This is a genomic window from Brevibacillus schisleri, from assembly GCF_055685845.1.
Genome location: NZ_JBVNDM010000001.1, coordinates 5,391,216 through 5,417,033 on the forward strand (window position 1 = coordinate 5,391,216; position 25,818 = coordinate 5,417,033).

General features: G+C 46.5%; 30 protein-coding genes. 9 read left to right on the top strand and 21 right to left on the bottom strand.

What is annotated here, in order from left to right; translation table 11 throughout:
• Positions 1-3: 3 nt before the first annotated feature.
• Positions 4-1,194, bottom strand: coding sequence for an NAD(P)/FAD-dependent oxidoreductase (locus ACUUHJ_RS25615; protein ID WP_472300320.1), 1,191 nt, complete (start codon positions 1,192-1,194; stop codon positions 4-6).
• 349 nt (positions 1,195-1,543) lie between these two features.
• On the opposite strand from ACUUHJ_RS25615, the gene ACUUHJ_RS25620 reads away from it, so the two are divergent.
• Both ACUUHJ_RS25620 and ACUUHJ_RS25625 read left to right on the top strand, forming a co-directional pair.
• Complete coding sequence (locus ACUUHJ_RS25620) at positions 1,544-2,554, top strand: NAD(P)/FAD-dependent oxidoreductase (protein ID WP_015892994.1); 1,011 nt, start codon at positions 1,544-1,546, stop codon at positions 2,552-2,554.
• A 113-nt stretch (positions 2,555-2,667) separates the two neighbouring features.
• Entirely contained in the window at positions 2,668-2,958 is a 291-nt protein-coding gene (locus tag ACUUHJ_RS25625) for a hypothetical protein (RefSeq protein WP_289674395.1), read from the top strand.
• 30 nt (positions 2,959-2,988) lie between these two features.
• On the opposite strand, the gene ACUUHJ_RS25630 is transcribed toward ACUUHJ_RS25625, so the two are convergent.
• Both ACUUHJ_RS25630 and ACUUHJ_RS25635 read right to left on the bottom strand, forming a co-directional pair.
• Positions 2,989-3,609, bottom strand: a complete 621-nt coding sequence (locus tag ACUUHJ_RS25630; protein WP_472300321.1) for a hypothetical protein — start codon at positions 3,607-3,609, stop codon at positions 2,989-2,991.
• Between the two features lie 45 nt (positions 3,610-3,654).
• Entirely contained in the window at positions 3,655-4,014 is a 360-nt protein-coding gene (locus ACUUHJ_RS25635) for a hypothetical protein (RefSeq protein ID WP_015892997.1), read from the bottom strand.
• Between the two features lie 198 nt (positions 4,015-4,212).
• Here ACUUHJ_RS25635 and ACUUHJ_RS25640 point away from each other — a divergent pair, with 198 nt between their 5' ends.
• A complete protein-coding gene (locus ACUUHJ_RS25640) occupies positions 4,213-5,577 on the top strand; it encodes an IS1182 family transposase (protein WP_472298067.1) in 1,365 nt (454 codons plus the stop codon).
• A gap of 388 nt (positions 5,578-5,965) precedes the next feature.
• Here ACUUHJ_RS25640 and ACUUHJ_RS25645 read toward each other — a convergent pair whose 3' ends face one another.
• Both ACUUHJ_RS25645 and ACUUHJ_RS25650 read right to left on the bottom strand, forming a co-directional pair.
• Entirely contained in the window at positions 5,966-6,340 is a 375-nt protein-coding gene (locus ACUUHJ_RS25645) for a cupredoxin domain-containing protein (RefSeq protein ID WP_015892999.1), read from the bottom strand.
• A gap of 120 nt (positions 6,341-6,460) precedes the next feature.
• The gene (locus ACUUHJ_RS25650) at positions 6,461-7,255 is read right to left on the bottom strand and encodes a metallophosphoesterase (RefSeq protein ID WP_472300322.1); all 795 of its coding nucleotides are present in this window, start codon (positions 7,253-7,255) and stop codon (positions 6,461-6,463) included.
• A gap of 55 nt (positions 7,256-7,310) precedes the next feature.
• Between ACUUHJ_RS25650 and ACUUHJ_RS25655 the strand changes: the two genes are divergently transcribed.
• A complete protein-coding gene (locus ACUUHJ_RS25655) occupies positions 7,311-7,871 on the top strand; it encodes a hypothetical protein (protein ID WP_472300323.1) in 561 nt (186 codons plus the stop codon).
• Positions 7,872-7,981: 110 nt separating this feature from the next.
• On the opposite strand, the gene ACUUHJ_RS25660 is transcribed toward ACUUHJ_RS25655, so the two are convergent.
• The 5 genes from ACUUHJ_RS25660 to ACUUHJ_RS25680 all read right to left on the bottom strand — a co-directional run bounded on the left by ACUUHJ_RS25660 (position 7,982) and on the right by ACUUHJ_RS25680 (position 11,832).
• On the bottom strand, positions 7,982-9,196 hold the full coding sequence (locus tag ACUUHJ_RS25660; RefSeq protein ID WP_289673754.1) for an IS256 family transposase: 1,215 nt from the start codon (positions 9,194-9,196) through the stop codon (positions 7,982-7,984).
• A gap of 190 nt (positions 9,197-9,386) precedes the next feature.
• Positions 9,387-10,304, bottom strand: a complete 918-nt coding sequence (locus tag ACUUHJ_RS25665; RefSeq protein WP_472300324.1) for a hypothetical protein — start codon at positions 10,302-10,304, stop codon at positions 9,387-9,389.
• Positions 10,279-10,863, bottom strand: a complete 585-nt coding sequence (locus tag ACUUHJ_RS25670) for an RNA polymerase sigma factor (protein ID WP_289674401.1) — start codon at positions 10,861-10,863, stop codon at positions 10,279-10,281. Before ACUUHJ_RS25670 ends, ACUUHJ_RS25665 begins: the two co-directional genes overlap by 26 nt.
• 236 nt (positions 10,864-11,099) lie before the next feature.
• Positions 11,100-11,459, bottom strand: a complete 360-nt coding sequence (gene erpA / locus ACUUHJ_RS25675; RefSeq protein ID WP_007716763.1) for an iron-sulfur cluster insertion protein ErpA — start codon at positions 11,457-11,459, stop codon at positions 11,100-11,102.
• Positions 11,460-11,610: 151 nt separating this feature from the next.
• Complete coding sequence (locus tag ACUUHJ_RS25680; protein WP_041749614.1) at positions 11,611-11,832, bottom strand: aspartyl-phosphate phosphatase Spo0E family protein; 222 nt, start codon at positions 11,830-11,832, stop codon at positions 11,611-11,613.
• Positions 11,833-12,212: 380 nt separating this feature from the next.
• On the opposite strand from ACUUHJ_RS25680, the gene mqnE reads away from it, so the two are divergent.
• Positions 12,213-13,316, top strand: a complete 1,104-nt coding sequence (gene mqnE / locus ACUUHJ_RS25685) for an aminofutalosine synthase MqnE (protein WP_199926606.1) — start codon at positions 12,213-12,215, stop codon at positions 13,314-13,316.
• A 103-nt stretch (positions 13,317-13,419) separates the two neighbouring features.
• On the opposite strand, the gene ACUUHJ_RS25690 is transcribed toward mqnE, so the two are convergent.
• A complete protein-coding gene (locus ACUUHJ_RS25690) occupies positions 13,420-13,683 on the bottom strand; it encodes a DUF1450 domain-containing protein (RefSeq protein ID WP_472300325.1) in 264 nt (87 codons plus the stop codon).
• A 173-nt stretch (positions 13,684-13,856) separates the two neighbouring features.
• Here ACUUHJ_RS25690 and ACUUHJ_RS25695 point away from each other — a divergent pair, with 173 nt between their 5' ends.
• The 3 genes from ACUUHJ_RS25695 (at position 13,857) to ACUUHJ_RS25705 (ending at position 16,417) form a co-directional block, all read left to right on the top strand.
• Complete coding sequence (locus ACUUHJ_RS25695) at positions 13,857-14,924, top strand: NAD(P)/FAD-dependent oxidoreductase (protein ID WP_472300326.1); 1,068 nt, start codon at positions 13,857-13,859, stop codon at positions 14,922-14,924.
• A 78-nt stretch (positions 14,925-15,002) separates the two neighbouring features.
• Positions 15,003-15,473 carry an NUDIX hydrolase gene (locus ACUUHJ_RS25700; RefSeq protein ID WP_372678493.1) on the top strand — a complete coding sequence of 157 codons (471 nt, stop codon included), beginning with the start codon at positions 15,003-15,005 and terminating at the stop codon, positions 15,471-15,473.
• An 83-nt stretch (positions 15,474-15,556) separates the two neighbouring features.
• Entirely contained in the window at positions 15,557-16,417 is an 861-nt protein-coding gene (locus ACUUHJ_RS25705) for an MBL fold metallo-hydrolase (protein WP_472300327.1), read from the top strand.
• Between the two features lie 70 nt (positions 16,418-16,487).
• Here ACUUHJ_RS25705 and ACUUHJ_RS25710 read toward each other — a convergent pair whose 3' ends face one another.
• From ACUUHJ_RS25710 to ACUUHJ_RS25740, 7 genes are all read right to left on the bottom strand, one after another.
• Positions 16,488-17,246, bottom strand: coding sequence for a carbon-nitrogen hydrolase family protein (locus ACUUHJ_RS25710; protein WP_199926609.1), 759 nt, complete (start codon positions 17,244-17,246; stop codon positions 16,488-16,490).
• Positions 17,247-17,261: 15 nt separating this feature from the next.
• Positions 17,262-18,167 carry an ATP-grasp domain-containing protein gene (locus tag ACUUHJ_RS25715; protein ID WP_472300328.1) on the bottom strand — a complete coding sequence of 302 codons (906 nt, stop codon included), beginning with the start codon at positions 18,165-18,167 and terminating at the stop codon, positions 17,262-17,264.
• 112 nt (positions 18,168-18,279) lie between these two features.
• Complete coding sequence (locus ACUUHJ_RS25720; RefSeq protein WP_289674407.1) at positions 18,280-18,621, bottom strand: hypothetical protein; 342 nt, start codon at positions 18,619-18,621, stop codon at positions 18,280-18,282.
• Between the two features lie 144 nt (positions 18,622-18,765).
• Positions 18,766-19,659 (bottom strand): hypothetical protein, encoded by an 894-nt coding sequence (locus ACUUHJ_RS25725; RefSeq protein WP_472300330.1) that lies wholly within the window; start codon positions 19,657-19,659, stop codon positions 18,766-18,768.
• A gap of 295 nt (positions 19,660-19,954) precedes the next feature.
• Positions 19,955-20,290, bottom strand: a complete 336-nt coding sequence (locus ACUUHJ_RS25730) for a YuzD family protein (RefSeq protein ID WP_472300331.1) — start codon at positions 20,288-20,290, stop codon at positions 19,955-19,957.
• A 29-nt stretch (positions 20,291-20,319) separates the two neighbouring features.
• Complete coding sequence (locus ACUUHJ_RS25735; protein ID WP_015893022.1) at positions 20,320-21,453, bottom strand: bifunctional cystathionine gamma-lyase/homocysteine desulfhydrase; 1,134 nt, start codon at positions 21,451-21,453, stop codon at positions 20,320-20,322.
• Position 21,454: 1 nt separating this feature from the next.
• Positions 21,455-22,378 carry a PLP-dependent cysteine synthase family protein gene (locus ACUUHJ_RS25740; RefSeq protein WP_015893023.1) on the bottom strand — a complete coding sequence of 308 codons (924 nt, stop codon included), beginning with the start codon at positions 22,376-22,378 and terminating at the stop codon, positions 21,455-21,457.
• Positions 22,379-22,573: 195 nt separating this feature from the next.
• Here ACUUHJ_RS25740 and ACUUHJ_RS25745 point away from each other — a divergent pair, with 195 nt between their 5' ends.
• Positions 22,574-22,801, top strand: coding sequence for a NifU family protein (locus ACUUHJ_RS25745; RefSeq protein WP_007715787.1), 228 nt, complete (start codon positions 22,574-22,576; stop codon positions 22,799-22,801).
• Positions 22,802-22,852: 51 nt separating this feature from the next.
• Here the strand turns inward: ACUUHJ_RS25745 and ACUUHJ_RS25750 are convergent, their stop codons facing one another.
• From ACUUHJ_RS25750 to ACUUHJ_RS25760, 3 genes are read right to left on the bottom strand one after another with little or no spacing between them, the layout of a single operon-like run.
• Positions 22,853-23,773, bottom strand: coding sequence for an alpha/beta hydrolase (locus ACUUHJ_RS25750; protein WP_472300332.1), 921 nt, complete (start codon positions 23,771-23,773; stop codon positions 22,853-22,855).
• The gene (locus tag ACUUHJ_RS25755; RefSeq protein WP_472300334.1) at positions 23,770-24,729 is read right to left on the bottom strand and encodes a 2-hydroxyacid dehydrogenase; all 960 of its coding nucleotides are present in this window, start codon (positions 24,727-24,729) and stop codon (positions 23,770-23,772) included. Before ACUUHJ_RS25755 ends, ACUUHJ_RS25750 begins: the two co-directional genes overlap by 4 nt.
• Positions 24,686-25,771, bottom strand: a complete 1,086-nt coding sequence (locus tag ACUUHJ_RS25760; RefSeq protein WP_472300335.1) for a hypothetical protein — start codon at positions 25,769-25,771, stop codon at positions 24,686-24,688. The genes ACUUHJ_RS25755 and ACUUHJ_RS25760 overlap by 44 nt, the downstream gene beginning before the upstream one ends.
• Between the last annotated feature and the right edge of the window lie 47 nt (positions 25,772-25,818).

Sequence of the window (25,818 nt, forward strand, 5' to 3'; positions counted from 1 at the left end):
GTTTTACAGCTTTACTTTCTTCAGTGCGAGACCGACGCCGCCAATTTTGTACAAGTAGCGCAGGTCGCTCGCTTTTTTCATCATGGCTGCTGTGCTGCCGAACAGCTTTTTCGAACCAACTTGCCCGATACCCTCACCTTTTCCAAGAGAAGCTAGTGTCCCTTGCAGATGCGGGATGAATTTTTGCGGAAGATCGCCACGGATCAAGGCAGCGAGATTTTCACCCAGCGTCTCGCCTTCCTGCGCCGCGATTTGTGCAGTTGGCGGGTACGGACGTCCTTCTTCGTTGAAAATCAAAGCACAATCCCCTACGACAAAAACATTTTCATGACCAGGTGCACGCAAGAATTCGTCTACCTTGACGCGACCGCGCATGACTTCGAAGCCTGCTTTTTCCACGATGCTGTTGCCGCGAACACCTGCTGCCCAGATAACAGTCTTCGATTTAATTTCTTCTCCGGTAGCCAACAGTACGCCATCTGGGGTGCACTGCTTGATCGGTGTTCCAATTTTGAACTCAATGCCTTTTCTCTCCAATACATCCATGGCGTATTGGATCAGCTCTGGGTCAAAGCCAGGCAATGCAGTTGGTGCTGCCTCAATGCAGTAGACTTTCACCAGTTCTGGATCAACATCAAATTCTCGGCACAGCTCTGGCAGACGATCGCCGAGCTCTCCGCAAAACTCAATACCTGTAAAGCCAGCTCCACCCACGACAAACGTAAGGTAGTCCATACGATCCGGCTCATTTTTAAATTTGGAGAACATGTATTCAATATGCTCGCGAATATTGCGGACCGCATTGATGCTGCGAATGCTAAACGCATGCTCCTTGAGTCCCTCAATTCCGAACGTTTCTGGCTCGCTTCCCAATCCGATAACGAGATAGTCATACGACAGCACCTCGCCATTATCGAGCGTAACGGTCTGCTCTTCTGACTGAATGGCTTGCACCGTTCCTTTGACAAAGTTGACTTTGTCCTTGTTCAAAATGCCATCCAGACTGACGCGGGCGTGATCCGCTGGTGCAGTACCTGCAGCCGGCTCATGCAGCCAAGTCGTGATGTAGTGATAGTTGTGCTTGTTGACCAAGGTGATTTCCGCCTCATTGTAGTTGAGCTTTTTCTGAAGCTGCAACGTTGTGAGCAAACCACCGTATCCAGCGCCAAGAATCAGGATTTTGGGTGTACCCATCAGTATCCCTTCCAATCATGTATGATGTCATTATTCATGGTAACTTCAGGAAGATTGTGCGATTTTTCACGTGGTCTGGTACAAATTAAGATGCCCCAATTTATGATCCGTGTAGTATCGGAATTATTGCCCTCCGATGCCATCTGAACCACTCTGTGAAAAAATGCACAAAGTCAGCCATAGAAAAATGTGACAATTTCTTTACAGTCATCCTCATCTTATCGACAACCAATTGGATTTGCAAGGTTTTTTTGCCTATCATCTTTCGAATTTTCTCTCCTGTTTTTCCACTTAGATGGGTTATAATGGTTGAGGAGTTCGCTTACGATTAATTCGGAGGTGCTTTGGATTGAATTTTCTGCAAAAGGACGAGCAAATCTACGACATTACGATCATTGGTGGAGGCCCTGCCGGGTTATTTACCGCTTTTTACGGCGGGATGAGGCAGGCCAGTGTAAAAATCATTGAGAGCATGCCCCAGCTAGGCGGGCAATTATCCGCTCTTTATCCGGAGAAGTACATATATGATGTTGCCGGATTTCCAAAGGTTTTAGCACAAGATTTGATCAATAATCTGAAAGATCAAATTTCCCGCTTTCAGCAGACCGTTTGCCTGGAAGAAAAAGTGGAAAATGTCGTAAAAAAAGTAGACGATGTGTTTGAAATCACTACGGACAAAGGCACTCACTACTCCAAATCCGTCATCATCACTGCTGGGGTAGGAGCGTTCGAACCTCGCAGGCTGGAACACCCAGATGCCGTCAAATATGAAAAATCCAATCTGCACTATTTTGTTACCGATCTGAACTCCTTCAAGGGACAGCGTGTAGCTGTTATTGGCGGCGGTGATTCCGCTTTGGACTGGTCCCTCATGCTAGAACCTATCGCAAAAGAAGTACACCTCATCCATCGCAGAGACAAGTTCCGCGCACATGAACATAGCGTAGAAATGCTTATGTCCTCCAAAGTAAACGTCACGACACCTTACGAAATTTCAGCTTTGCACGGCGAGGAGCGCATCGAAAAACTCACGCTGGCCAATTGCACGACAAAAGAAGAAATGGATCTGGAAGTCGATGCAGTCATTGTCAACTTCGGCTTCATCTCCTCTCTCGGTCCAATCAAGAACTGGGGGCTGGAACTTGAAAAAGGCTCCATCGTGGTCGATACACGCATGGAATCAAACATCCCTGGCATTTTCGCAGCAGGCGATATCGCTACTTACCCTGGTAAGGTCAAGCTGATTGCTGTCGGATTTGGTGAGGCACCTACCGCTGTAAACAATGCGGTCTCCTACTTTAATCCGGATGCCAAATTGCAGCCTGGTCATTCTTCAAGCATGGACAACTTCAAATCGTAAAAATGTTTCGTCCCTGTTGTTGCCTCCGATGGCTGCGACAGGGATTTTTCATTCCATTGCATAACCGCTTTTGTTGGCGTGCACAGTAGAAGCAACGAGGAGGCGATTACACTTTGAATCATCTCTGCCCAGTTTGCAATGGCTTCACACCGCTCCAACAAGCCTGTTCAGCATGCGGTCAAGCTCTGCAAGATGCAGGCCGTTTGTATGACTTTTATGGGAGTTACAGCCCATACCGGGAGATAGACGATGCCAAGATGGACAACGGTTACTTAGATCGTACGCGCCACCAATGCGTCCATACAGGCTGGTGTCCTTCCTGCCAAATGGAAGAGAAGGTCTTTCTGGACGAATGGACCCCCGTTATGCTTGTAACCGATATGGAAAAGGACGCGTACCAGTAAGTCGGCCACGTCCTTTTTTTGTTCGAATCGTTATTTTTTCTTCATGGCCAGCTTTTCCGCCATGCGAGAATTGTTTGCTTGCATTTGTTCCAGCATTTGTTGAAGCGACTCCTTAATCTTGGCAGTATCACCAGATTCAATCGCCGAGTCAAAAGCTTCGTGTGTCTTTTTCATTTGCTCGATTCGGGCTCTTCGGGCGTCACGTTCTTCTTTCGGCCCCATGTTTTTGTCTTTCCATTCCTTGAACTGCTTTTCCATCTGTTCGTTGGTGATTTCGCCCTTTTTCACTTGTTCATTCAGCTTGTTGATCAGTTGCTTGCGTTCTTCACGCTTCGCCTGCCACTTCGGGTCGTCACTCAACGCCCCGAACTCGTTCATTAAACGATCGCGTTCTTTAAACGCTGACTGCCATTTCCCAACGCTATCTGGTGCATATTTTTCCGCCAGCAAGCGCATGTACATTTTTTGATGAACGCCTCTGTTTGAGCTATGTCGCACCTTCATGTGCTTTTCTCCATGCTCATCATGGCCGTGAGTCGGCTTGGTCACCTGCGCAACTGTTGCAGACACATCTTGGGCCAACGCGACTCCTGGCATCGCGAGACCCATTACCAGCGCTGTAGTCATCATTCCTTGCTTCCACATCTTCATGCTGTTCACTCCTTCTTCTTTTAGAAAACGTCTATGATTGATCCGTTAAAAAGGACGCAATTCTTCTCTATCCAACCCCAATAGCTTTACCAGACCCATTTGCTCCAGATCGCTTTTCGTTTTTTCCGTGCCATACTCATAAATAAGCTGATAGATGGCCCGCAGGTTGTCATCGTATTCGTCGTTGTCCCGATCCGGCATGTCAGACCATAGCGTATGTCCATGCATCCACATCATGAAATCGCCGTGCATACAGTTATTGAAGAGATCGCGCATCATGCCAACTTCTACATCGGTCGCTTCGATCTCAAAATCGTACGTGGCGGAGCCTTTTTCATCGCGGATTTCTGCCACGGTCGTTCCCGCTTGCAAGGTCACGTAGTAGTGTTTCTTATCCAGTGTCACTCATCTCCTTTTTGGATCGCATCACCGACTTGAAAACTTTTCCTCCTTACGATGTGCAAAAATCGCGAAAACATGTATATAACAAGCAAAAAAGCCCTCCGTCAGGGGCTGTTGACAAATTGCCGTAGAGATAGGGGTTTCTGGGAATCGTGTAGAAATCATTTCTATACGGTTCTTTTTATTTTGGAGGGCTATCTCATGATGGGAATCGATGGAGACAAACAGCACCAGTTTATGTTCTTAAATTTGGATGATCTTGTACCCGAGAATCATTTTTTACGTGTTGTTCGTAATAAGATTGATTTTTCTTTTATCTATGAGAAAGTGCAACACTTATACTCGCCTGTAGGTCGTCGCTCAGTTGATCCAGTTTTGTTAATGAAAATGATCCTTATCGGGTATCTTTATGGCATCCCTTCCGAAAGGAAGTTGGAACAAGAAATCCAAGTGAATTTGGCCTATCGATGGTTTTTAGGATTGGACTTAACTGACACTGTTCCCGATCATTCCACACTGAGCCAGAACCGCCGTCGTAGATTTAAAGAAAGTCATATTTTTCAGGAGATCTTCGATCACATCGTCTCGGAATGTATTCGAACTGGTTTAGTTACTGGGGAAATAATTGTTGTTGATTCTACTCACATCAAAGCGAATGCATCGATTAATAGGTCAGAAAAAGTTTTAGTGGAGAAAAAGCCTACTGAGTACCTTGAAGAGCTAGAAAAGGAAGCACGGAGAATTAAAAAAGACAGAGATAACGATCCCACTAGGAAAAAACGAGGAAGAAAACCTAAAACCTCTCCTCCTGAGAAGGAAGTAAAACAGAGCACAACAGACCCGGAGTCAGGTTTATTGAACCGTCCTAATAAACCCAAGGGATTTCACTATTTAGCGCATACCAGTGTGGACGTTAAGCATGGAATCATAACTGATATACACGTTACGGCTGCTAATGTGAATGACCACGAACCATTTATAAAGCGATTACAGATACAAAAAGAGAAATTTGGTTTACATATTGGCAAAGTAGGCGCAGATAAAGGGTATGATCGCTCTGGAGTACACCATGAATTAGAAAATTTAAAGATAACCGGTTATATCTCTCCGATAAAAGGTGTTATTGATCAGACCGAAAGGTCAGTACAATTTACATTTGATGAAATGAACGATGCCTATTATTGCTCGAATGGCAAGGCACTTCAATTTACTCATGTTAAGTGGCACAGTTGGAAACAAAGTTATAGCAAAATTTATGCTGCCCAAACAAAGGACTGTAAGTCCTGTGAGTTACGCCAACAATGTTTTGGACAAACCGCATCTCGCAAAACAATAGAAAGACCATTATTCCAAGAGGCTAAAGAACGCAACCAAGCAAGGAAGCAAAGCCAAGAGTACAGTGTTATCCAAAGGCAAAGAAGAATATGGTGCGAGGGTACCTTCGGTACAATGAAAAGGCAGCATAACTTAAAAGAAACATACAAAAGAGGCATTCGAAATGTATCCGAACACTGCCTCTTTTCTGCAATGGCAATTAACATTAAACGAATGATAAAAGCAAACTAATCACAGGTTACGAAACAAAACAATCCGACGACGTATAAGTGAAAAAACGGCAAAAGGGTTAGGGCATTGGGTCCCTAACCCTTTTTGTCAACAGCCCCGTCAGGGAGGACTCTTTCCTACTTTCGTTTTAGCCTGTATGTTACGATCGGTCTTCTTTCCGCAGATTATGCCCAGTGTTCTCTCCCGTTTTCGGAGGAGTGCTGCGTGAGCCAGCGGATGCTTCCGTTGGGCGTTTGTCTTTGTTGTTGTGCTTGGACATGTGGTTCCCTCCCTTACTCGATGAGTGGCTGCCCATGTAGTATGTCCCCACTAGTGAAATGAAAAAACACCTTGACCTGCTATGCAGGCCAAAGTGCTTGTTTGTTTTTTATGCCATAAAAGAATCGAATTATTTCACGACTAATTTTGCTACCATTTTGCCATGATCCGGTCCACAGATCACGTTGCAAAAGATGGTGTACTCACCAGCGGCATCGATTTTCATCGTTTTGCTGCCATCTTTTTGAAGGTCTACATCCAGCCCTTGGATACCAATACCGTGAAAGCCTTCTGTCGACTTGAAGTTGAGCGTGAACTCTTCGCCAGCTTTTACTTCATAGGTTTCTTGATTGAATTTCCAGTTACTAGCTTCGATATTCACTTGTGTGCCAGTAGTCGCAGCAGCATCCGTGCTAGCAGCTTGCTCCTTGTCTCCGCCGCATGCTGTCATCAACATTGCAGACAATGCAACTGAAGAAATCAATAGACCCCACTTCTTGTTCACTTTTGACCCCTTCTTTCTTCTTTTTCTACACTTCCATCTTACTCGATGAGACCAATCCAAAATCTGACATCCTGTGAACGAACAGTGACGAAATGGGGAACGATTGTTGAACTTGAGCGTTCATGATGGATTGATCATATATACCGTGATCTCCGGAAAACAATTGAGCCGGATTGGCAGCCTGGAAGCACCTAATCCGCGACTAATGCAAAATAGACCAACGAATGGATCCTCTTTTTGCCCGATATGAAAATGCTTGTAAGCACCAACAGTACGATTGAACATGCGGACTTGTCCCCCGTGGGTATGTCCGGTCAAGAGAAGGTCAGCTTTCAAACCCTCGTTGTGAATCAACGAGATAATGTTCGGAGAGTGAGCTAAAAAGATCGTCAAGTTCGCCTGCCGAATCTCTTTTTCCGTATGCCGTTCATTGCCGTAAATCGAGTTATCAAAGCCGTATATCCAAATGCGAGTTCCGTCTTTTTCTATCACGTCACTCTCGTTTTCCAATACCGTCATCACCTGCCGCCAGGCCTCTTTTTGGGAACGGGAAACAGCAGCGGAATAGATCCTTTTCTGAAATCTTCCTGCCTCTCTCTCGTAATTGCCAGGAACAAAGAAGATTCCGTCCTTGCTCTTTACTTTTGCTAGCTCATTTAACACACGCGGCAACTGCCCACTGTGCTGGGTCAAATCTCCCGTCACCATCACCAAATCCGGCTCGTGGACATTCACCAGTTTGTGCAGCTCTCCATTCCAAAAGCGTATTCGTCCATGAGGATCAGAAAGATGAACCACTGTAAGTGGAGGGACAGAAGGGATCGTCAGCTTCACTGTCGATGTTTTGACATAAGTCGTATGGTAGGCGAGAAAGATTATTCCCACCAGGATACACAAAAAAATCGTTGCCATCATTTTCGGAACAATCCTCGCTTTTCTCCGTCTTATGGTTTAGAGGAGTGGATTAGTGATGATTTTCAGGAACGTTCAATGTATTTTTATCATTTTCTCGTTCGTGCTTCTTTTCACCTTTTTCATCCATCCTTTTCCTGCGTCGGCCTGTAGTTGTGCCAGACCTCCTGACCCTTTAACAGCAAAGGATCAGTCTGCTGCTGTATTTACAGGCAAGGTGCTCCAGGTAAATGAGCGAACAGACTGGCTTCGTTGGCTTCCCTTTTGGGATAAACCAGAGCGAGGGGGCTTTGATGTTATTTTCGAGGTGCAGTCCACGTGGAAAGGAGTGGATCAGACACAAGTTCAGATCGTCACCAGCGGTCTTGGAGGTTCATGCGGCATTCCTTTTCAACCGGGTCAAGAATATCTTGTCTATGCCTCTTATTGGGAGCTAAATGAGCTGGAAACCAATATCTGTACACGAACAGCCATTAAGTCCGATGCCGGAGGGGATCTGCAAGCGCTAGGTCCTGGTGCCATACCGATCCGTTCCACCAATCTAGTATGGACTGAGGGTCTGTCAAGATTTTTGTGTAAACTCAATCAACCGATATATGAAAAGGTTTCATCCCCCTAATTGGGACCTCTTTTTCGAAGCCAATAGAGTCAAGGGCGTAAGGCGAAGCGAACCCTTGACGCATTGGTGGAGAGAAAGATAATCCCTTCGGGGATGAAGCCTTTCATTTGTTACCGAATGTACGGCTGTACTCGATCTTCAAAGAAAACGGATAGCTGCAAGAGAATCTGTCCCCAGTTCTGGACGCGTCCCGTCCACTTTCGCAGAACATCCATGGTCACGAGATATAGCATCTTCAGAAGGGCATCGTCTGTGGGAAACATGGCTTTTCCCTTTGTCACTTTTCGGAGCTGTCGATGATAACTCTCGATGACGTTGGTTGTATAGATCAGCTTTCGAATCTCTGGGGGATATTTAAAGAAAGTCGCAATCTCATCCCAGTTATTTCGCCAGGAACGAACCATCAAGGGATATTTACTGCCCCAGGCTTGTTCAAATTGCTCGAGTTCTTCCAATGCAGCTTGCTCCGTTGGAGCCTTATAGATGGGTTTCAGTTCGGACGTAATCTTTTTTAGATCCTTATAGGAAACATACTTGATGGAGTTTCGGATTTGATGGATGACACATTTCTGAATCTCCGTCTTCGGATAACATGCTGAAATGGCTTCTGTAAAGCCTCGAAGGTTATCGACGCTCGTAATGAGAATATCCTGCACTCCACGATTTCTCAGTTCATTGAGTACATGCAGCCAGAATTTTGCTGATTCATTCTCCCCAATCCAGATCCCGAGCACATCTTTATGACCGTCAAGGTCAATACCAATGACCATATAGGCGGCTTTATTGACGATAGCTCCGTCCTGTTTTACCTTAAAGTGAATGGCGTCAAGGAAAACAACAGCATAAACCGCTTGTAAGGGGCGATTTTGCCACTCTTTGATCATCGGTACAATCTTATTCGTTACATTGGATATGAGCGTTGGTGAGACTTCGATGCCATAGAGCTGTTGCAGATGGTCTTGGATATCGCGTGTGGATACGCCTTTGGCATAGAGGGCGAGAATTTGATCTTCGATCCCTGTCACATTGGATTGATGTTTCTTTACAATGTTCGGCTCAAAATCACCCTCTCGATCTCGAGGGACTTGGATGTCAACATCCCCGTACTCAGAACGGACGGTTTTCTTGCTATACCCATTGCGGCTGTTGGTTGTCCGCTTGTTTTTCATGTCATGCTTGGCGTATCCAAGAGAGGACTCGATTTCAGCTTCCAGCATTTCTTGGATCGTGTCTGCGAATAGATCCTTTAACGCTGACTGCACGTCGTCCACTGACTTCATGTTTTTCTCTTTGATCCACTGCTTGATCTGCTCTTTTGACATCATAAAAATCTCCCAACCTTTCTACTCCTAATTGTAGTTTAGAGGTTGAGAGTTTACACAAAATATTTTACAGACTCTGGACTGATTATGTCTTTACAGGAATCGTGGTCATCATCGCTGTAGGATTCTTGTTCTATCTCTTTTGGTTCCAAACAAAACGGAGACGATAGATTCCCTCGTCTCCGTCGTGTATCTACTTTAAATTCTCGGCAATCATCAGTAAATCTTTTTTCGTCAAAGCAGGATTCAGGGCACCCACTTCAATGAGTCTGTTTTTGTCCTCTTGATAAACTTTTACAAGTTTTTGTTCTTTTCCATCCAATAGCTTCTGGGCCACATACATTCCCTCATATTTTTGTACTTTCACTTTTTCTACAATTGCATCCTCTCCTGCTGCTTCTTCGATCCATTTCACCCCTTCAAAATTCGTGATGGCAATGTACACGTCTCCGTCTGTCTCTGTGCCTTCACTCCCTTTGTACAACGTAAAGACTCTATTTAATGTCGGCTTAGGAGATACTTTTCGCATGACGATTTGTTTCTTGTCCTTCTCAGCCTCCTTGTGCATTTCAGCGAATAATTCTGGTTGGCTATAATCAAATGGATACTCAACATGTCCTTTTACGAATTTGTAGCCACCCGCTATCTCTGCCGGTACCTCGTAAAAGCTTCCCACTTCTTTCTGCAACGGTGGTGTGGTCAGATGTTCAACAGGAATATATGTGAAGGAAACACGTTTTTTCGGATTGTCCGGTCCAGGTATATAAATCGCTGCACCTTCTCCTTGCTTAAGCGAGTTTCGTGCGTCTTCAAAGGTTTTTATCGTTTCTTCGCTACTTTTTTCTTGTGGTGCAGTAGTCTGTTGCACTTTCACTACTGCTTCCCCTTTTTCATTCTTCAATTCGTATACCTTTATAGCTGCATAAGCGGATGTTCCCCCAAACACAAGAATAGCCGCGACAAGTAATCCTAATCTTTTTTTCATCTGTTTTCCCTCCGATATATTTTTTCGTTCCTTGATTTTTTGAAGGACTTGATCCTTGACATCGAAATCATCGGCGGCTGCTAGTAACTGCTGTTTCCAATCATCGGGTTGCTGAGATCGAGTCATGTCTATCACCGCCTTCACTCACGAGCATGTAAGATTTACATTTTTTCAATGCCCGCTCATACTGTTTTCGCAGCGTAGCTGGCTTTATATCAAACAACAAGGCCAGCTCATCGTAGCTGCGTTCTTCCACCACGCGCAAGATTAGGAGATTCCGCTCCTTTACAGATAGCTTTGATATCGCTACATGAAGAGGGTTGTTCAAGTACTCCGTATCTTCAATCTTCTTTTCACCCTCATGGCGACTGACGGTTTGAATCCCCGCACGCAAAAAAGTGACCACGCGATTCAGCTTCGCCCTGTTTAACAAGTTCAGGCAATGATGATACGCGATCTTGTACATCCATGCCGAGAAAGAAACGTTGTGACGATAGCTGTCCAACTGCTCGAATGCCTTCAAGAAAACCTCCTGGACAGCATCCTCCGCTTCCTGTCGGTGTCCCAGCATGTGATAGCAATACACGAACAACGGCTTTTGCATCGCATCGATGATCAAACCAAATTGGTCGATATCCCCGGATCTGACCTCCTTTAGCACTTGCTCCATTTCGTTATGATCCAAGCCCTCTCACCTCCGATTCGCAGGTATAACAAACAAAGCTGTCATTTTGTGACAGGTTGCCGCAAAAAAATCCATACCGAAGTATGGATTGCGGGTACGTTTCCAATTATTTCTAATATAAGTTTAAGTCCATATTTTGTAAATTCGTTTTATTTTGCACAACAAAATACCCCTTCAACTCGTGCGCAATCATTCACACAAGTCGAAGGGGTTCCGTTTTATTTGACTTTTTTGTCTTAGTCGTCACATTTCTCCGCTTTTCCTTCAGCCAACGCTGTTTTGAACGAAGATCCACAACCACAAGAAGCGACTGCATTCGGATTCTCGATGGAGAAGCCTCCACCCATCATCGATTCCTTAAAATCGATTTCTGTACCTTTAATGTATGGGTAGCTGTCCTTATCGACAACAATTTTCACACCGTTTTGCTCGAAGGTTTCGTCGCCTTCTTTCATCTCTTCGTCCCAGCCCATCCCGTAGGTAAAGCCGCTGCAACCACCTGTTCTGACACCTACCCGCAAAAACACATCGGGTTTGCCTTCTGCTGCCAACATTTCTTTTACTTTCAGACTGGCGCGCTCTGTCAATGTAATCATGCTTCTTTCCCTCCTTCACAGGCTCATCATTCCTGCACTTGTTACAACCAGTATATTCAGTTTACTAAGAAACGCTTCTTCCCACAAGCTTCCCCTGCACTTTACGCGCTCATTCTCTCTTTTCCAAATAAAAAAGAAGGGTTTCCCCTTCCTATGCAAAATGTGCATTGTTTTCCATTAAATAAAATCTATACGATTTCTTCCGGTTCTCTGCCTTAGACAGACTATGATCGATCTGGTTCAGTTCGTTGTGTAGTTGATCAATTTGTATACTGTATTCTAGGACATCTGGATGATCTAACCCAAACTCTAACCCCATATTTACCATACGCTGTCGAAGGAGTTCGATTTTCTCGAGCAAAACGTCCCGCATTTGAAGCTCCTCCTAATAATAGATCAGGCTTTCTTACTATATTTTACAAGAACAGCTAGAATTTCGCAAACGTAAAATTCCTACTTTCCCCATTTAATGCCGATATTTGTTAGTTTTTTACAATATTTCACACAAAGAAATAACAGCTTCTCATGACCAAACGAGTGGGAAAATAGGGCGAGAAGGAGCCAAGTGTAGAGTTGGAGAACTTATGATGTTGTTCGTACTTACCAAGAGGTTTATAATATAGGTGCTCTTGTTGCCCGAGATTCACTTTATTCCTAAGAGCTTTCCACTCCCATGGAACGAATATCGATTGGGTACGACTGGATTAAGCTCTTTCATCTAAGAACCATTGACTTTGAAAGGAAGTGTTTGGAATGGCGCTTGAAACGATTGCCATACAAGACAAATCTCTCGCCGGAATCGCTGAAAAAGTTATGCATGGCGAAAGACTTACCTTGGAAGATGGTGTCACCCTTTTTAATTCCAACGATCTTTTGACGATTGGACAATTGGCTAACGTTGTTAACTATCGCAAGAATCAGGATAACGTTTACTTTTTGCAAAATCTGTACATCAACCCAACCAACGTATGCGAAGCTCATTGCAAATTCTGTGGCTTCCGCCGCGATGAAGGGGATGAAGGTGCCTACACAATGAGCATGGAAGAGTTGCTTCATTATGTAGAAACGCGCTTCCATCCAGGTATCCGTGAATTCCATATCGTTGGCGGACATAACCAGCACAAGCCATTTGAATACTACCTCGACACCCTTCGTACCTTGAGAAAAGCCTACCCGGATGTGACGATTAAATCGTATACAGGTGCAGAGATTGAGTTCTTCTCCCGCATTTCCGGTCTCTCCATCCGCGAGGTTTTGCAAGAGCTGATGAAGGCTGGTCTTCAAAGCCTTACTGGTGGTGGCGCTGAAATTTTGACTGAGCGCTATCGGATGAAAATGAGCCCGGAAAAAGCAAGTACAGACATGTACCTGCAAGTACACCGCACGGCTCATGAGTTGGGCTTGAAAACACATACCACCATGCTGTACGGCTCCATCGAGACATTGGAAGAGCGCGTGATCCACATGCTCCGCCTGCGCGAGCTGCAAGATGACACAAACGGCTTCATGGTATTTATTCCATTGGCTGTTCAACCGATCAAAGCAACAGCAGGCATCAAACGCCGTAACTCTGCCATTGATGATTTGAAAACAATGGCGATCAGCCGTCTGATGCTCGATAACTTCCAGCATGTCAAAGCATACTTCATCAACATCGGTACCCAGCTCACACAGCTTTCTCTGCAAATGGGAATTTCCGATGCTCACGGAACCTTGATCGAGGAGCGCATCAGCCACTCAGCCGGTGCACTTACCCAGCAAGCCCTGACAGTAGATGAGTTGGTTTGGTTGATCAAAGGCGCAGGAAAACGCGCTCTGGAACGCGATACCTTCTACAACGTGATCAAAGAACATTAATCCAAAAAAAAGCTGATGCTCCAGATCACTTGGGCATCAGCTTTACTATTTTGATACGTGCGCGGTTGATCATGCTTCCCAATGAACATCCTAAGAGAACAATCTACAGAGGAAAATCTGCATCCAGCAGCTCTTCTTCCTCCCGGAATTTATTCTTGATTTTCACCAGTAATTCATCGGCTGTTGGAGCTTGTACCAAGCTGCCATTTACAAGCGCGAATGGCTCCATGTAGCATTCACCGCAATACCCCAGACAGCCGTACTCGAGTACGTCCACATCCAGATCAGGATCATTTTCCAATGCATCCACGACGGATTGCGTATAAGAGGAAACATTGCTCGCGCAAAATTCTACTAGTGGTTTCATCTATTGTCACCTACCGATTATTTCGACATCATCACGTACTTTATTGTACCGCGACTTTGATAAAAATCCAGCGGAGAAAACGGGAAAAAGATTCTGCTTGCATTTTTAGTGAAAGAGACTAAAAATAGAGTGGGTGCTGTAAAAAACGGACAGAAGAAAGGACTAGACCTTCTATGAAACGACTTGTGATCCTTGGAGGAGGATACGGGGGTCTTCGTATTATTGAGCGAGTCCTGTCCCCTGATTTACCAGATGACGTGTTTATAACCCTCGTAGACCGTATGCCGTTTCATGGCTTGAAAACAGAGTATTACTCTCTGGCGGCAGGTACTACACCGGAATCTCACCTGCGTGTTACTTTTCCAAACGATCCGCGTCTGACCGTCAAATACGGTGAAATTGCTGGCGTGGAAATGGACGAGCAGGTCGTCAATTTTGCTGACGGGGACACCCTCTCCTACGATTGGCTTGTAATCGGATTGGGTTGTGAGGATCGTTACCATGATATCCCTGGTGCTGATCAATTTACGTGTTCGATTCAAACCATGGGAGCTACTCGCAACACATACATGGCAATCAATAATGTGAACCCATACGGCACGGTTAGCGTTGTGGGCGGTGGACTTTCCGGAGTGGAAATGGCTGCTGAGCTGCGCGAGAGCCGTCCCGACCTGAATGTGCGCATCATCGACCGCGGTCAAAGCATTTTGAGCCCATTCCCGAAAAAGCTTCAGGAATATGCTTCTCAATGGTTTATTGAGCACGATGTACAGCTTGTTTCCATGGCGAATGTCACTGGCATCGAGCAAGGGATCGTGTACAACCACAACCAGCCTGTTGAAAGTGATGTTATCGTATGGACAGCAGGTATTCAAGCGAACAAAATCGTGCGCTCTCTGCCGATCGAAACAGACAACATCGGACGCGCCAAACTCAATCAGTACCATCAAATCCCATCCCATACAAACGTGTATGTGGTAGGTGACTGTGCAAGCACCATCATCGCGCCGAGCGCACAAACTGCTGAGATCCAAGGCGATCAAATTGCCTTGATGTTGAAAAAAGACATCAAAGGTGAGGAGTATCCAGCTTCATTGCCTGCTCTCAAGCACAAAGGCTTCCTCGGTTCCCTCGGCAAAAAGGAAGGCTTTGCCAGCATGGGGAAAATGTCTCTGGTTGGTCAGATGGCTCGTGTCATCAAGAGCGGTCAGCTATGGATGTACAAAAAGCATATGGGATAGCAAACAAGCCTGTTGACCGGATGGTCTAACAGGTTTTCTTTTTGTATAATTAAAGGATTAGGAGGGGGATTTTTCCAGATGAATGATTATATTCAAACAATGCGCCGTTTGATCGGGCAAGAACGGCTGATAACTGTAGGCTGTGGAGCGATCATCGAGGACGAGCTTGGACGTATTTTGCTGCAAAGGCGCAAAGACCAGAACAACTGGTGTCTACCTGGAGGTCTGATGGAAATCGGGGAAACCTTTGTAGAGACACTATTTCGTGAAGTAGAAGAAGAAACCAATCTGATCATTGAGGCGCCAGAGCTGTTTGGAATATACTCCGGCCCATCGGGTTGCAGAGAATACCCGAACGGCGACAAAGTGTTCAGTGTGCAAATCATCTTTCGAGTAACCTCGTTTCATGGTGAACTCAAACAAGAGGGCCCTGAGAGCTCTGAGCATACGTTCTTTACACGAGACAATCTCCCGCAAACACTCAATCCCGGTCAGGCAGCGTTTATATTGGATTGGGCGGAAGGGCTTACGGGACCTATCGTCAAATAATTCAAAAAAACGTGTCGATGATAATCTCCGAGCGAAACCCACATAATATCGTAGACCGGAATAACCAGCTTGGAGGTTTTTTAGTGGAACCCAACACATATGAGGATATGAAAGATACACTAGCCGACAATTACATGCCGATGACTTCCTTTCGTAATGGCGTCGAAGAGACAGTCAGACCAGATGTAGAATGCTACACCATTCAAATTGTGAACATCGTGCTGGTCGGAGATGCAAAATCATGGGTTCTGGTAGATGCGGGGATGCCACAATCGGCGGAACAAATCATCGGGATTGCCCAGGAGCGCTTTGGTGAGGATGCCAAGCCGAGGGCCATCCTGCTCACTCACGGTCATTTCGATCATGTTGGGGCAGTCATCGAGCTCGTAAAAGCGTGGAGAGTGCCCGTCTATGCCCATTCGCTTGAAATCCCCTATTTGACAGGCCAAACATACTATCCGGAGCCAGATGGAACTGTTGAAGGTGGGCTGCTTGCGAAGATATCCCCGTTGTTTCCAAATGAACCAATCGATTTGGGTAGCCATGTTCATCCTTTGCCCGAAGACGGGAGTGTTCCGGGAATGCCTGGATGGCGCTGGATACATACACCTGGACATTCCCCCGGGCACATTTCCTTCTTTCGAGATGAAGACAGAACTCTCCTCGCAGGGGACGCTTTTGTTACGGTAAAACAGGACTCTCTGTATCAAGTCGTGACTCAGCAAAAGCAACTGACCGGTCCCCCTGTTTATTTGACAACTGATTGGCAGGCAGCTCGACAATCCGTCGAAAAGCTTGCCAATCTCGCCCCTGCGTATGCAATTACTGGTCACGGTCAACCTATGTATGGCGAGGAATTGGCCGATGGATTGGTCCAATTGGTTGCGGAGTTTGAACGGGTAGCTGTCCCCAAGTACGGGCGATATGTGGACAAGAAGATGTAGATTGGCAAAAAAGCTGACATCGGGATGGTTGGACGTCAGCTTTTTATGGTTGGTTAGAAGATACCTTTTCCTATTCAACCAACCCGGGCTGGAATCGCTGGGCCAATAATCGCGTTGCTTTCGCAGGATCAATCTCTAACACAAGCAGCTCCTCGACCCCTGAAGCCGCCACACACAGCCGTTCCCCGGTCGGTGAGATCAAAGCCGTCGTCACCTGTTGATTCGGAATCGCGTAGTTCACGCTGGCGAAGTAGATATTGTTTTCCAAGCTTCGGCAAACCATCGCCCCGTTGTAAAAATCGGGATTGCTGACCTCCCCTGTAAACATCGGATGGAAAACAATGCTCGCTCCACGGCGTGCCGCCCACCGTACCGTCTCTGGATATCGCCATCCTTCATGGCAAATGACAATGCCAAACGCCACATCCTCTATCGTAAACATTTGCCGCCCTTCGCCCGGAATATAGTCAAACTGATCCTCATCTGGGTCGATCTGATTTTTTATTTGCAACCCAAGATCTTCTCCCTGTTTCCCCACCACAAAGGCGACTAGACGATAGCCGCGCTCATCCTTCCATTCCATCGGTAAAATGACGGCGAGCTGGCGTTCCTTCGCCAGAGCACGAATCTCTTCCAAAGCTCTCCGTTGTACCTCATGATCGTATGCTTCCACTTCATAGCCAACACCGCGCAGCCCCGGAATCATCGATTCAGGAAAGCAAATCAAATCGCAATTGTTTTGCGCAGCATTTATCATCTGCTGCTTAATGATTGCAAGCCCCTCCGCCGCTGATTGGGGGAACCTCGTCTGAGCCAGGCCTATTTTCATGGGAAATCCCTCTTTCTACAGAAAATTTCTTTTTAACCTCGTGAAAAATTCACATCTATCAGCCTGTTCAGGCAGAGCAGACACCTGTGCATCCCCTAGCTCGAGGATGGTCCACGAGCCATTTTCCAGCTTGGCGATATCCATAGTAAAAAAGCGACTCTTGATTTTTTTCGCTACCTCTAAAAATGGCTGGAGGTCTGGCGGCGTATCGTCATATTGTCCTTCCTCCCAGTAATTTGCCATGTACATGGGTTCGCCATCCAAAAAGAAAACGCGATATTCCTGGGACAATGGCATGTTGCTCTGTGAGTGATGGGTCAAAAACTGAAGCTTTACAAATTCTCGAAAGACGACCCCCTCATTCAGCTCATCCTGTTGCAGCTCCAAAAATCGGCTGGTCACTTGCTGTACCTTTTCTTTATCGGAAGCATTGGGAATATAGCACGCCTCATTCCAATCGTGTTTTCGAGATTTCACATAATCTTTGATCATGATCGGAGCCTGTCCAAATCTATTTACGATCCGATACACGTTTTCAAATGACGCGTCTATCTCTTCTTTGTGTAGCCAGACCGACAGCGGGGTAAAATCTTTGATGACCTCATAAGATTCAGGCAGGTAATGACAATGCACGTACTTTTCGGGTGTATTGATTAACTCTATATTTTTGGCTAGCAAGGCGTCGTATAATTTTTGGTACAGGATCGGTTTTAGCATCCATCCCCTGTAGATAGCCAAAACTTTTTCAGGAGAGGGTTGGATTTGTTTCACAGCCGCTAACGGGTTGTTCTGGTATATCAGTTGTTCCAGGCTGATCAGATGAATATCCAAGCCAAGTTGTTTTGCGCACGTATACTCATATTCGTAGGTTTCATCGACTTTGTTTTCTTGAAATGGCTGACTGCAAAATAAGACTTTCATCTGCACGATCCTCCTCTCATAAATTGGCAATATCATTCCATTATACAAGATAATTGTTTGAACGTAAAAAACCGTCAAGATTAATCCTGACGGTTCCCTGGATTTTGCTGGCTTATCGCTTTTGGACACGTAAAACAGGTACTTTTTTCGGTTCAAAGGTGTCTGCCAGTATCTTCTCTTGAATGACATTCAGCTTGAGCAAGCTCGAAATTTTCCCGGTATCGGCCTTCGACATGAGGCGCCAAAGCGAAGGATCTGGCAAGGCATTGTAAAGGCGATCGTCGTTGTATTCTCGCCGCTCCTGATAAGAGATCTGCAGCTTGTATTCGCCTTCCTCTACGCTGCCGGCTTCGCTGTAAGCTTCAATTAGTTTACTCCGCAGCTCGTTCAATTCATCCTCTAGCTGCTTTTGAATTTCCTTTAACTCGTAGTAGCGAGCAATTGGTTGGTCCATCCGCTCTTCCTCCTTTGGTTACCCCTGTACCCAAAATCCATATGAGAAAAAGTCGGTTGCTAGAACCATTCGCTGGCAACGAAAAACAGCCTCCTTTTTCATTTCTGTCATGAAAAGGAGGCTGCGGATCAAGCTCTACTATTATTACTTTTCAATCATGGTGTTGATCGCTTCACCTGGATGCTTTTTCAAGAAAGTAGAGTACTCTACTTCCCATGGATTCCATTTGCCTTCCCCTTGGTAGCCCCAAACGGAGTTGATGCGGGAAACAGTATCTGTGTTGTTCATACCTACAAGTCGTTGCTCCCCTACGAGCTCAAATGTACCGTTCGCATCCATATCGACTGGCGTCAAAGAACCGAATGGATACGAGAATACAGAAACAGCATCTTCTGTTTGCTGTACTTTTCCTGCCTTGTCATACAGCTTGGCAGCTACGTATACATCTTGGTTGGCACTCACATCAAGCGTCAGCGGCTTATCCAGGTGGGAGCCTTTGCCCTCTACTTTAAAGCCATCTACGAATTTCCCCTCGTAACGGATTCCTTCGTTTTCCTTTTCACCAAAAATCACGGCTGGCTTATTGTTTTCAAAGGTAGCGATTACGTGGCTGTAAACACCGCCGCTTCCGCCAGTCGCTGTTTTCACGAAGGCATCCGCAACATGGTCACCGGTGAAGTCAACGAGGGTCAGCTCGCCTTCATAGCCGCCCAGCTCTTTGATATCCGTTTGGCTATATGCGCCGGATTTTCCGTCTTTCACTACGATGTTCATATTGGAGGAATAGATGTCATCCGCTTTTTCTTTTTCGCCAATCAGGTATACGACGTCATCTTTCTTATCGCCGTTCACGTCAGCCGTTTTTTGATCAATCACATAGGTGTTTTTCGCGAGCTTCAATTCAGTTGCGGCAGAGAACAGCTTTCCTTTTTCAGAGTCTGCGTGAGCTACTTGTGTATTCATTGCAGAAAATCCAGCTACGCCTACAACTCCTGCGAGCAGCAAATATGTAACAGGCTTCATCCATTTTTTATTCATCGTTATGGCCTCCACTAGATGGTAAGTTATTGGTTACATTTACTACTATAGGATGAGGCCTGCTCTATTTCGTTACAGAATGTTTACGAATGATATACAAAAAGTAAACAGTACGTTACTTGACGTTATCCAGCACACTTTTGATATTGCTGTCTGACCGCCTGATAGACGGCATCTACGATTTTTTGCTTTTGGTGGATGAGATCGCGGCTCCAGTCCCATACGCAATTGAAAAAAGCGACCAGGCTCATGCATCTGGTCGCTTTAAAAAGTGATTGTCGTTCCCTCTATGCGTTTATTCGGCTTCTGCTGTCGAAGCAATCGGCTGCAAGCCCATGCTCTCCAGCTTTTCATAGATATCCTTTAATTTCGGATTTCCCTCACCGACAATTTCCCCGGAAATTACGACAAGCGGATACCATAAATCTTCCTCGATAATGCGATTCGCCCAGCTTTTGTCATCGTCTGTCTGCGGCTGTTGAAAGTCGCTATAAACGATGCGGATGCTTTCACTCCCATACTTGCGAGAGAGTGCCGCCTCCAGCCATTCGGCTGTTTCCTTTGCAGATGGCAAATTGACGCAACTCGCGCACAATTGCTCTGTCCCAAAAACCTTGATATCGACAGTCACTATATCCGCCCTCCCCCGGGTCAGCTAGCTTAGGACAATGCTTGGTCCAGATCCTCGATCAAGTCCTGAACATCTTCAATACCAACAGAGATGCGCACCAAGCCATCTGTAATACCCAGCTCAGCACGGCGTTCTGCCGGGATAGAAGCATGTGTCATACGTGCAGGTACGCTGATCAAGCTCTCCACTGCACCCAGCGATTCTGCCAGCGTGTAGTATTTAACCTTTGCCAACACTTCGTCAGCACGCTCTGCGCTACCTACGTCGAAGGAAATCATGCCACCGAAGCCACGCGCTTGCTTTTGAATCAGCTCATGACCGGAATGGCTGGACAATCCAGGGTAAATGACGCGTTTGATGTCGCTGCGCTCAGACAACCATTTTGCGAGCGTACGAGCGTTGTGTTCATGCTCTTCCATCCGAATTCCCAGCGTCTTCATACCGCGCAGCAAGAGCCAAGAATCTTGTGGTCCAAGCACACCGCCAATTGCATTTTGCACAAAATGGAGGTCTTCGCCCACTTGCGCATCTTTTGCTACAACCAGACCAGCTACTACGTCGCTGTGTCCGCCCAAATATTTCGTTGCGCTATGGAACACGATGTCAGCACCGAGATCCAGCGGATTTTGCCAGTATGGCGTCATGAACGTGTTGTCTACTACGAGCAGCACGCCTTTTGCTTTCGCGATTCCTGCCAACGCGCTGATGTCGCTTACTTTCAGCAGTGGATTTGTCGGTGTTTCCATAATGATTGCTTTGGTTTCCGGGCGAATTGCCGCCTCTACTGCTGCCAGATCACTCGTATCTACATAGGTTGCTTCCAGACCCATACGGGAGAATACACGTGTAACGACGCGGTAAGTACCACCGTATACATCGTCACCTACCACGAGATGGTCACCTTTATTGAACATGGAAAGGATGGTAGAAAGTGCCGCCATCCCAGAACCAAATGCAAAGCCGCGTGCGCCGCCTTCGATTTCTGCGATGTATGTTTCCAATGCGTGGCGGGTCGGGTTCCCTGTACGGGAATATTCGAAGCCTTTGTGGACGCCAATGGCTTCCTGTTTATACGTACTTACCTGGTAAATTGGAACGGATACGGCTCCTGTATGTGGATCTCCATCGATTCCGCCGTGGATCAGACGAGTTTTGATGCGCATCTTAAATTCCCCCCTGGTAAATTTTCTTGCTTAGATAACGTTCGCTGCCGTCGGCAAACAGTGTAACGATATTTGTCCCTGGAGCTGCTTCTCTTGCTTCGCGCAGTGCCGCTGCCATAGCTGCACCTGAGGAGCTGCCTACGAGCAAGCCTTCCTTGGCAGCCAGCTGCTTGACCAGATCGAATGCTTCCACATCGAGAATCGTGTGAATGGCATTGAAGTAGCTCGTATCCATGAATGGAGGCAAAAACTCCATGCCGATCCCCTCTGTTTTATGCGGGCCAGATTCTCCCCCATTCAAGATGGAACCTTCTGGCTCGACAATGACCGTTTTTACGTTTGGATTTTGTTCCTTCAAGTAGCGAGCTGCACCCATGAAAGTACCGCCAGAACCAGCGCCTGCCACAAATACATTTACTTGTCCGTCCATTTGACTCCAAATTTCTGGACCTGTTGTTTTGTAGTGTGCGTCTGGATTCGCCGGGTTAGCAAATTGCTGTGGAACAAAAGCACCTGGAATGGATTCTGCGAGTTCTTTTGCCTTTGCGATTGCACCCTTAATCCCTAGCTCTGTCGGTGTATTGACGACTTCTGCTCCTAGGGCACGCATCAGCTCTTGCTTTTCCTCGGAAAACTTCGCTGGTACGCAGAAGATGACTTTATAACCTGTTCCTACAGCGGCCAGCGCTACACCAATTCCTGTATTACCTGCTGTCGGTTCGATAATAGTACCACCTGGGGCCAACTGACCGTTTTCCTCTGCGGCACGAATCAACTCTATGCCGAGTCTGTCTTTTACGCTGCCTCCTGGGTTAAAATACTCCAGCTTGGCGAACAAGCGGACACCCTCTGGAAGCTCAAATTGAGTAATTTCGACGATCGGCGTATTACCAATCAGTTCCTTTACATTGCGAAATACGTTCACGAAGATCTGACTCCTTATATTGAAGTACTTGCTTCTTTCTTTTTCATTATAACATGCAAAGATTACAAAAAGTCCATGCTACTAAACTTCGGTTTGCCAGCTGAATTTCAAAGTGTCAACAGGGCATGTAAGCCATGGATTTCTCACCATGGTATGATTATAATAAAGGAGAGGTTGGAAAGGAGTGAATGTAACATGGATATCATGGATCAAGTACAAGAAGTTCTCGATAAACTGCGTCCTTACCTGCAACGTGACGGCGGAGACGTACAACTCGTTGATGTAGAAGATGGCATCGTGAAGCTGCGCCTGATGGGTGCTTGCGGTAGCTGCCCTTCCTCTACCATCACCCTGAAAGCAGGAATCGAGCGTGCACTGGTGGAAGAAATCCCAGGCATCAAAGAAGTTCAACAAGTATTCTAATCCAGTCACATCGACATGAAAGCAGCTACAGCAACCGCGTAGCTGCTTTTTTCATTTTCCCTTTCCCATTCCTTTTTCCAAAAAGGCAATGACACGATTCTCATACTCTTCAGGAACTAACGCATAACTGCGGACGTGGCCCGCTCGCGGTACGATCCAAATCTCGGAATTGTCGTCTTGGGTCAGCTCAAAAAGTCGTTCGCTGTTAACAAGCGGGATCGTCGTATCGCCTGTCCCGTGTATAAAAAGAATCGGTTTGTTCGCTTGCTGGACTGCCTGATACGGATTGACGTCCCGCGGGTTGGCTCCTAGCAAAACTGGACACAAGGTAAGGATGAGCCAGTTGAACGGAAACCGGGGCAGGCCCGTCCACTGCGGCAAGTTCTCAGCCAAGTACTCACGCAAGGAATAGAATGGTGAATCTGCTACAATCGCTGTGACGCGTTCATCTACTCCGCCAACCATCAAAGAGGTTGCCGCCCCCATGGAAAATCCGACGAGACCAAGTCTGTGCTCGAGCTTCTTCGCTGCTACAAAATCGATGGCCCCAAGGAGGTCTTGCTGTTCTCGAAGACCAATCGTAGTCAGTGCTTTGCTGGACTCCCCTGCATTGCGAAAATCGAACATCAATACATCAAAACCAGCCTGAACCAGTCTTGCAGCCAGAGACAACGCTGGCAGATGTGGCTCTAATCTGTTTTGACTATAGCCGTGAGCAAAGACCAGCGTACTTCCATTCGAAACCTGCCCATTTTTTTCTGCCGACACGTACCAACCAGCCAACGAAATCTTTGTTTCCCTGCTTGAAAAAACAACGGGCTCCACCTGTTCGATTCCAAAATCTCGGGGTTCCATGTGAATCGGTTTTCTTACAGGATGCGTCAAGCGCCAGGTTACGTGAAACGAAACGGCTACTGCTGCAATCAAGAGCAGCACGAAGAGTCCTGTAATCAAAACAAAGAACGTGTTCATACGGCAGTCAGTGGTCCCCTTCCACTTAACACCGCTACGATATTAGCAGCAGCCAACCTCGCCATCTCCGCCCTTGTTTGTACAGTTGCACTACCGATATGTGGCAATGCGACTACATTCGGCAGTTGCAAGAGCGGGTTATCCATCGGGACTGGCTCGACCGCAAAAACGTCCAGTCCGGCCGCCCAAATTTTTTTATCTACCAACGCCTGATACAGTGCGGACTCATCGACTGTCCCACCACGAGAAACATTGATGAAAACAGCGGTTTCTTTCATGAGCGAAAACTGTTTTTCCCCCATTAACATGCGTGTGTCCTCTGTCAACGGTGTAAGCAGAACGACGTAATCGGACTCTTGCAGAAGCTCCGCCAAATCAGCATACTGTGCTCCTGTCTCTTGCTCAGCCTGCGGTTTGCGATTCCGGTTGTGATACAGGATTCGCATGCCAAATCCTTTGGCGCGTCTTGCCACAGCTTCCCCAATTCGCCCCATCCCGATAATCCCCAGAGTCGAACCATATACATTTTGCCCAGCCATGAGGGTCGGACTCCACGATGTCCATTCCCCCTGCAATAAAAATCGGTTGGCTTCCGTCAAGCGGCGGCCTGTCGCCATCAATAAAGCGAAGGACAAATCGGCAGTAGACTCTGTCAGGACATCTGGCGTGTTGGTTACGATGACCTCGTGTCGTCTGCACGCTTCCAAATCGATATTGTCGTAACCGACCGCCATGTTCGCCACGATACGGAGTCGTTTTGTACTCGCCAAAAATTCTTCGTCCACTCGTTCTGTCAGCATGGTCAAGACGGCATCTACATGTTTAATCTTTTCCAGCAACAATTCACGCGGGATCGGCGCATTTTTTGTCCATTGCTCGACCTCGGCTACTTTTTCAAGCATCGCGATCACTTCAGGATTGAGTTTCCTCGTAACGAAAACTTGTTGCTTGATCATCTTTTTTCCTCCACAACCAATCAATTTGTGGAATGGATACGTCATAACGCTCAGCAATGAATAGCGGGTACTTTCGAAGTCCGTCTTCCATTTTGGTTAGCTCGTCTTCCAACTGCGTTTGCCATGCTTGGAGGTTGACTTCCTGGCGCTCTTCTACCGGCAACTCCATATAAGTCTCCACGAGCTTCAAAAACCTGCCTGGGTAGAGCATGAGCGCATAAATCACGGCATATTCATCTGGCAACAGAGCAGAGACGCTGTTGTAGCCGTCGAGAAAGCTGGACACAGCCTCTTCATTCCAGCCATTTCGCTTTGTCTCGGCTTTGATCCACTGCCCCACATCTCGCGTACGCATATCAAGAACCCAGTTCCATTCGCCTGCCACTAGACGTACATCCTTCTCTTTCCATAGCATATACCCTTGATCAAAATTTTGGTAGGCTACTTTCCCGAGACTAGCAGTTTCCTTCACGACTTTATCGTAACCAGCATCCAACAAATATTGAACGGACAATTCCCCGAGCTGAGTAATGTACGTGAAGCAGGTCAACAAATATTCATCCATTGGCGCGAGCTCTACATTTTCCTCATCCATTTCATCCCGGTACTCATGAAAATTCCGCAGCTTTTTGTGCCACGTGCTCGGCCAGTTGCCAAGGGAACTGTAGGGGATAAACATCTTGTCAGATGAAAAATCACTCGTGGCCAGATGGAACTTTGCGAGCGACTGCCCACCGGCATAATAGGGATTTTCAGGAACCGTCTCTCGCACGCCCCTGTATAAATAGTAAAGCTGCTCATCATCAACGATGTGAGCCTGCCCGCTTGTTGTGTTCACCAGCTTTAACAAGCGAATGTTTTGCTGTTGACTCAAATGCTGTTTTACTTTCTCAATAAATTTGCTTTTGTATTTATATCCGGCTGGCGCCTCGAACATGTAGTAAAGGCCTCGATCGGTTTCCAGTACCTTGCTTGCCCCCGTCGTACGATATCCCTGGAGTTCAAAACCGTACTTCTCCTGAAGAAGCTCTTTTTCTTCCATACAGCTGTTCACCCTCCTTGCATACTGCTCTTCTGGCATTGTATGTC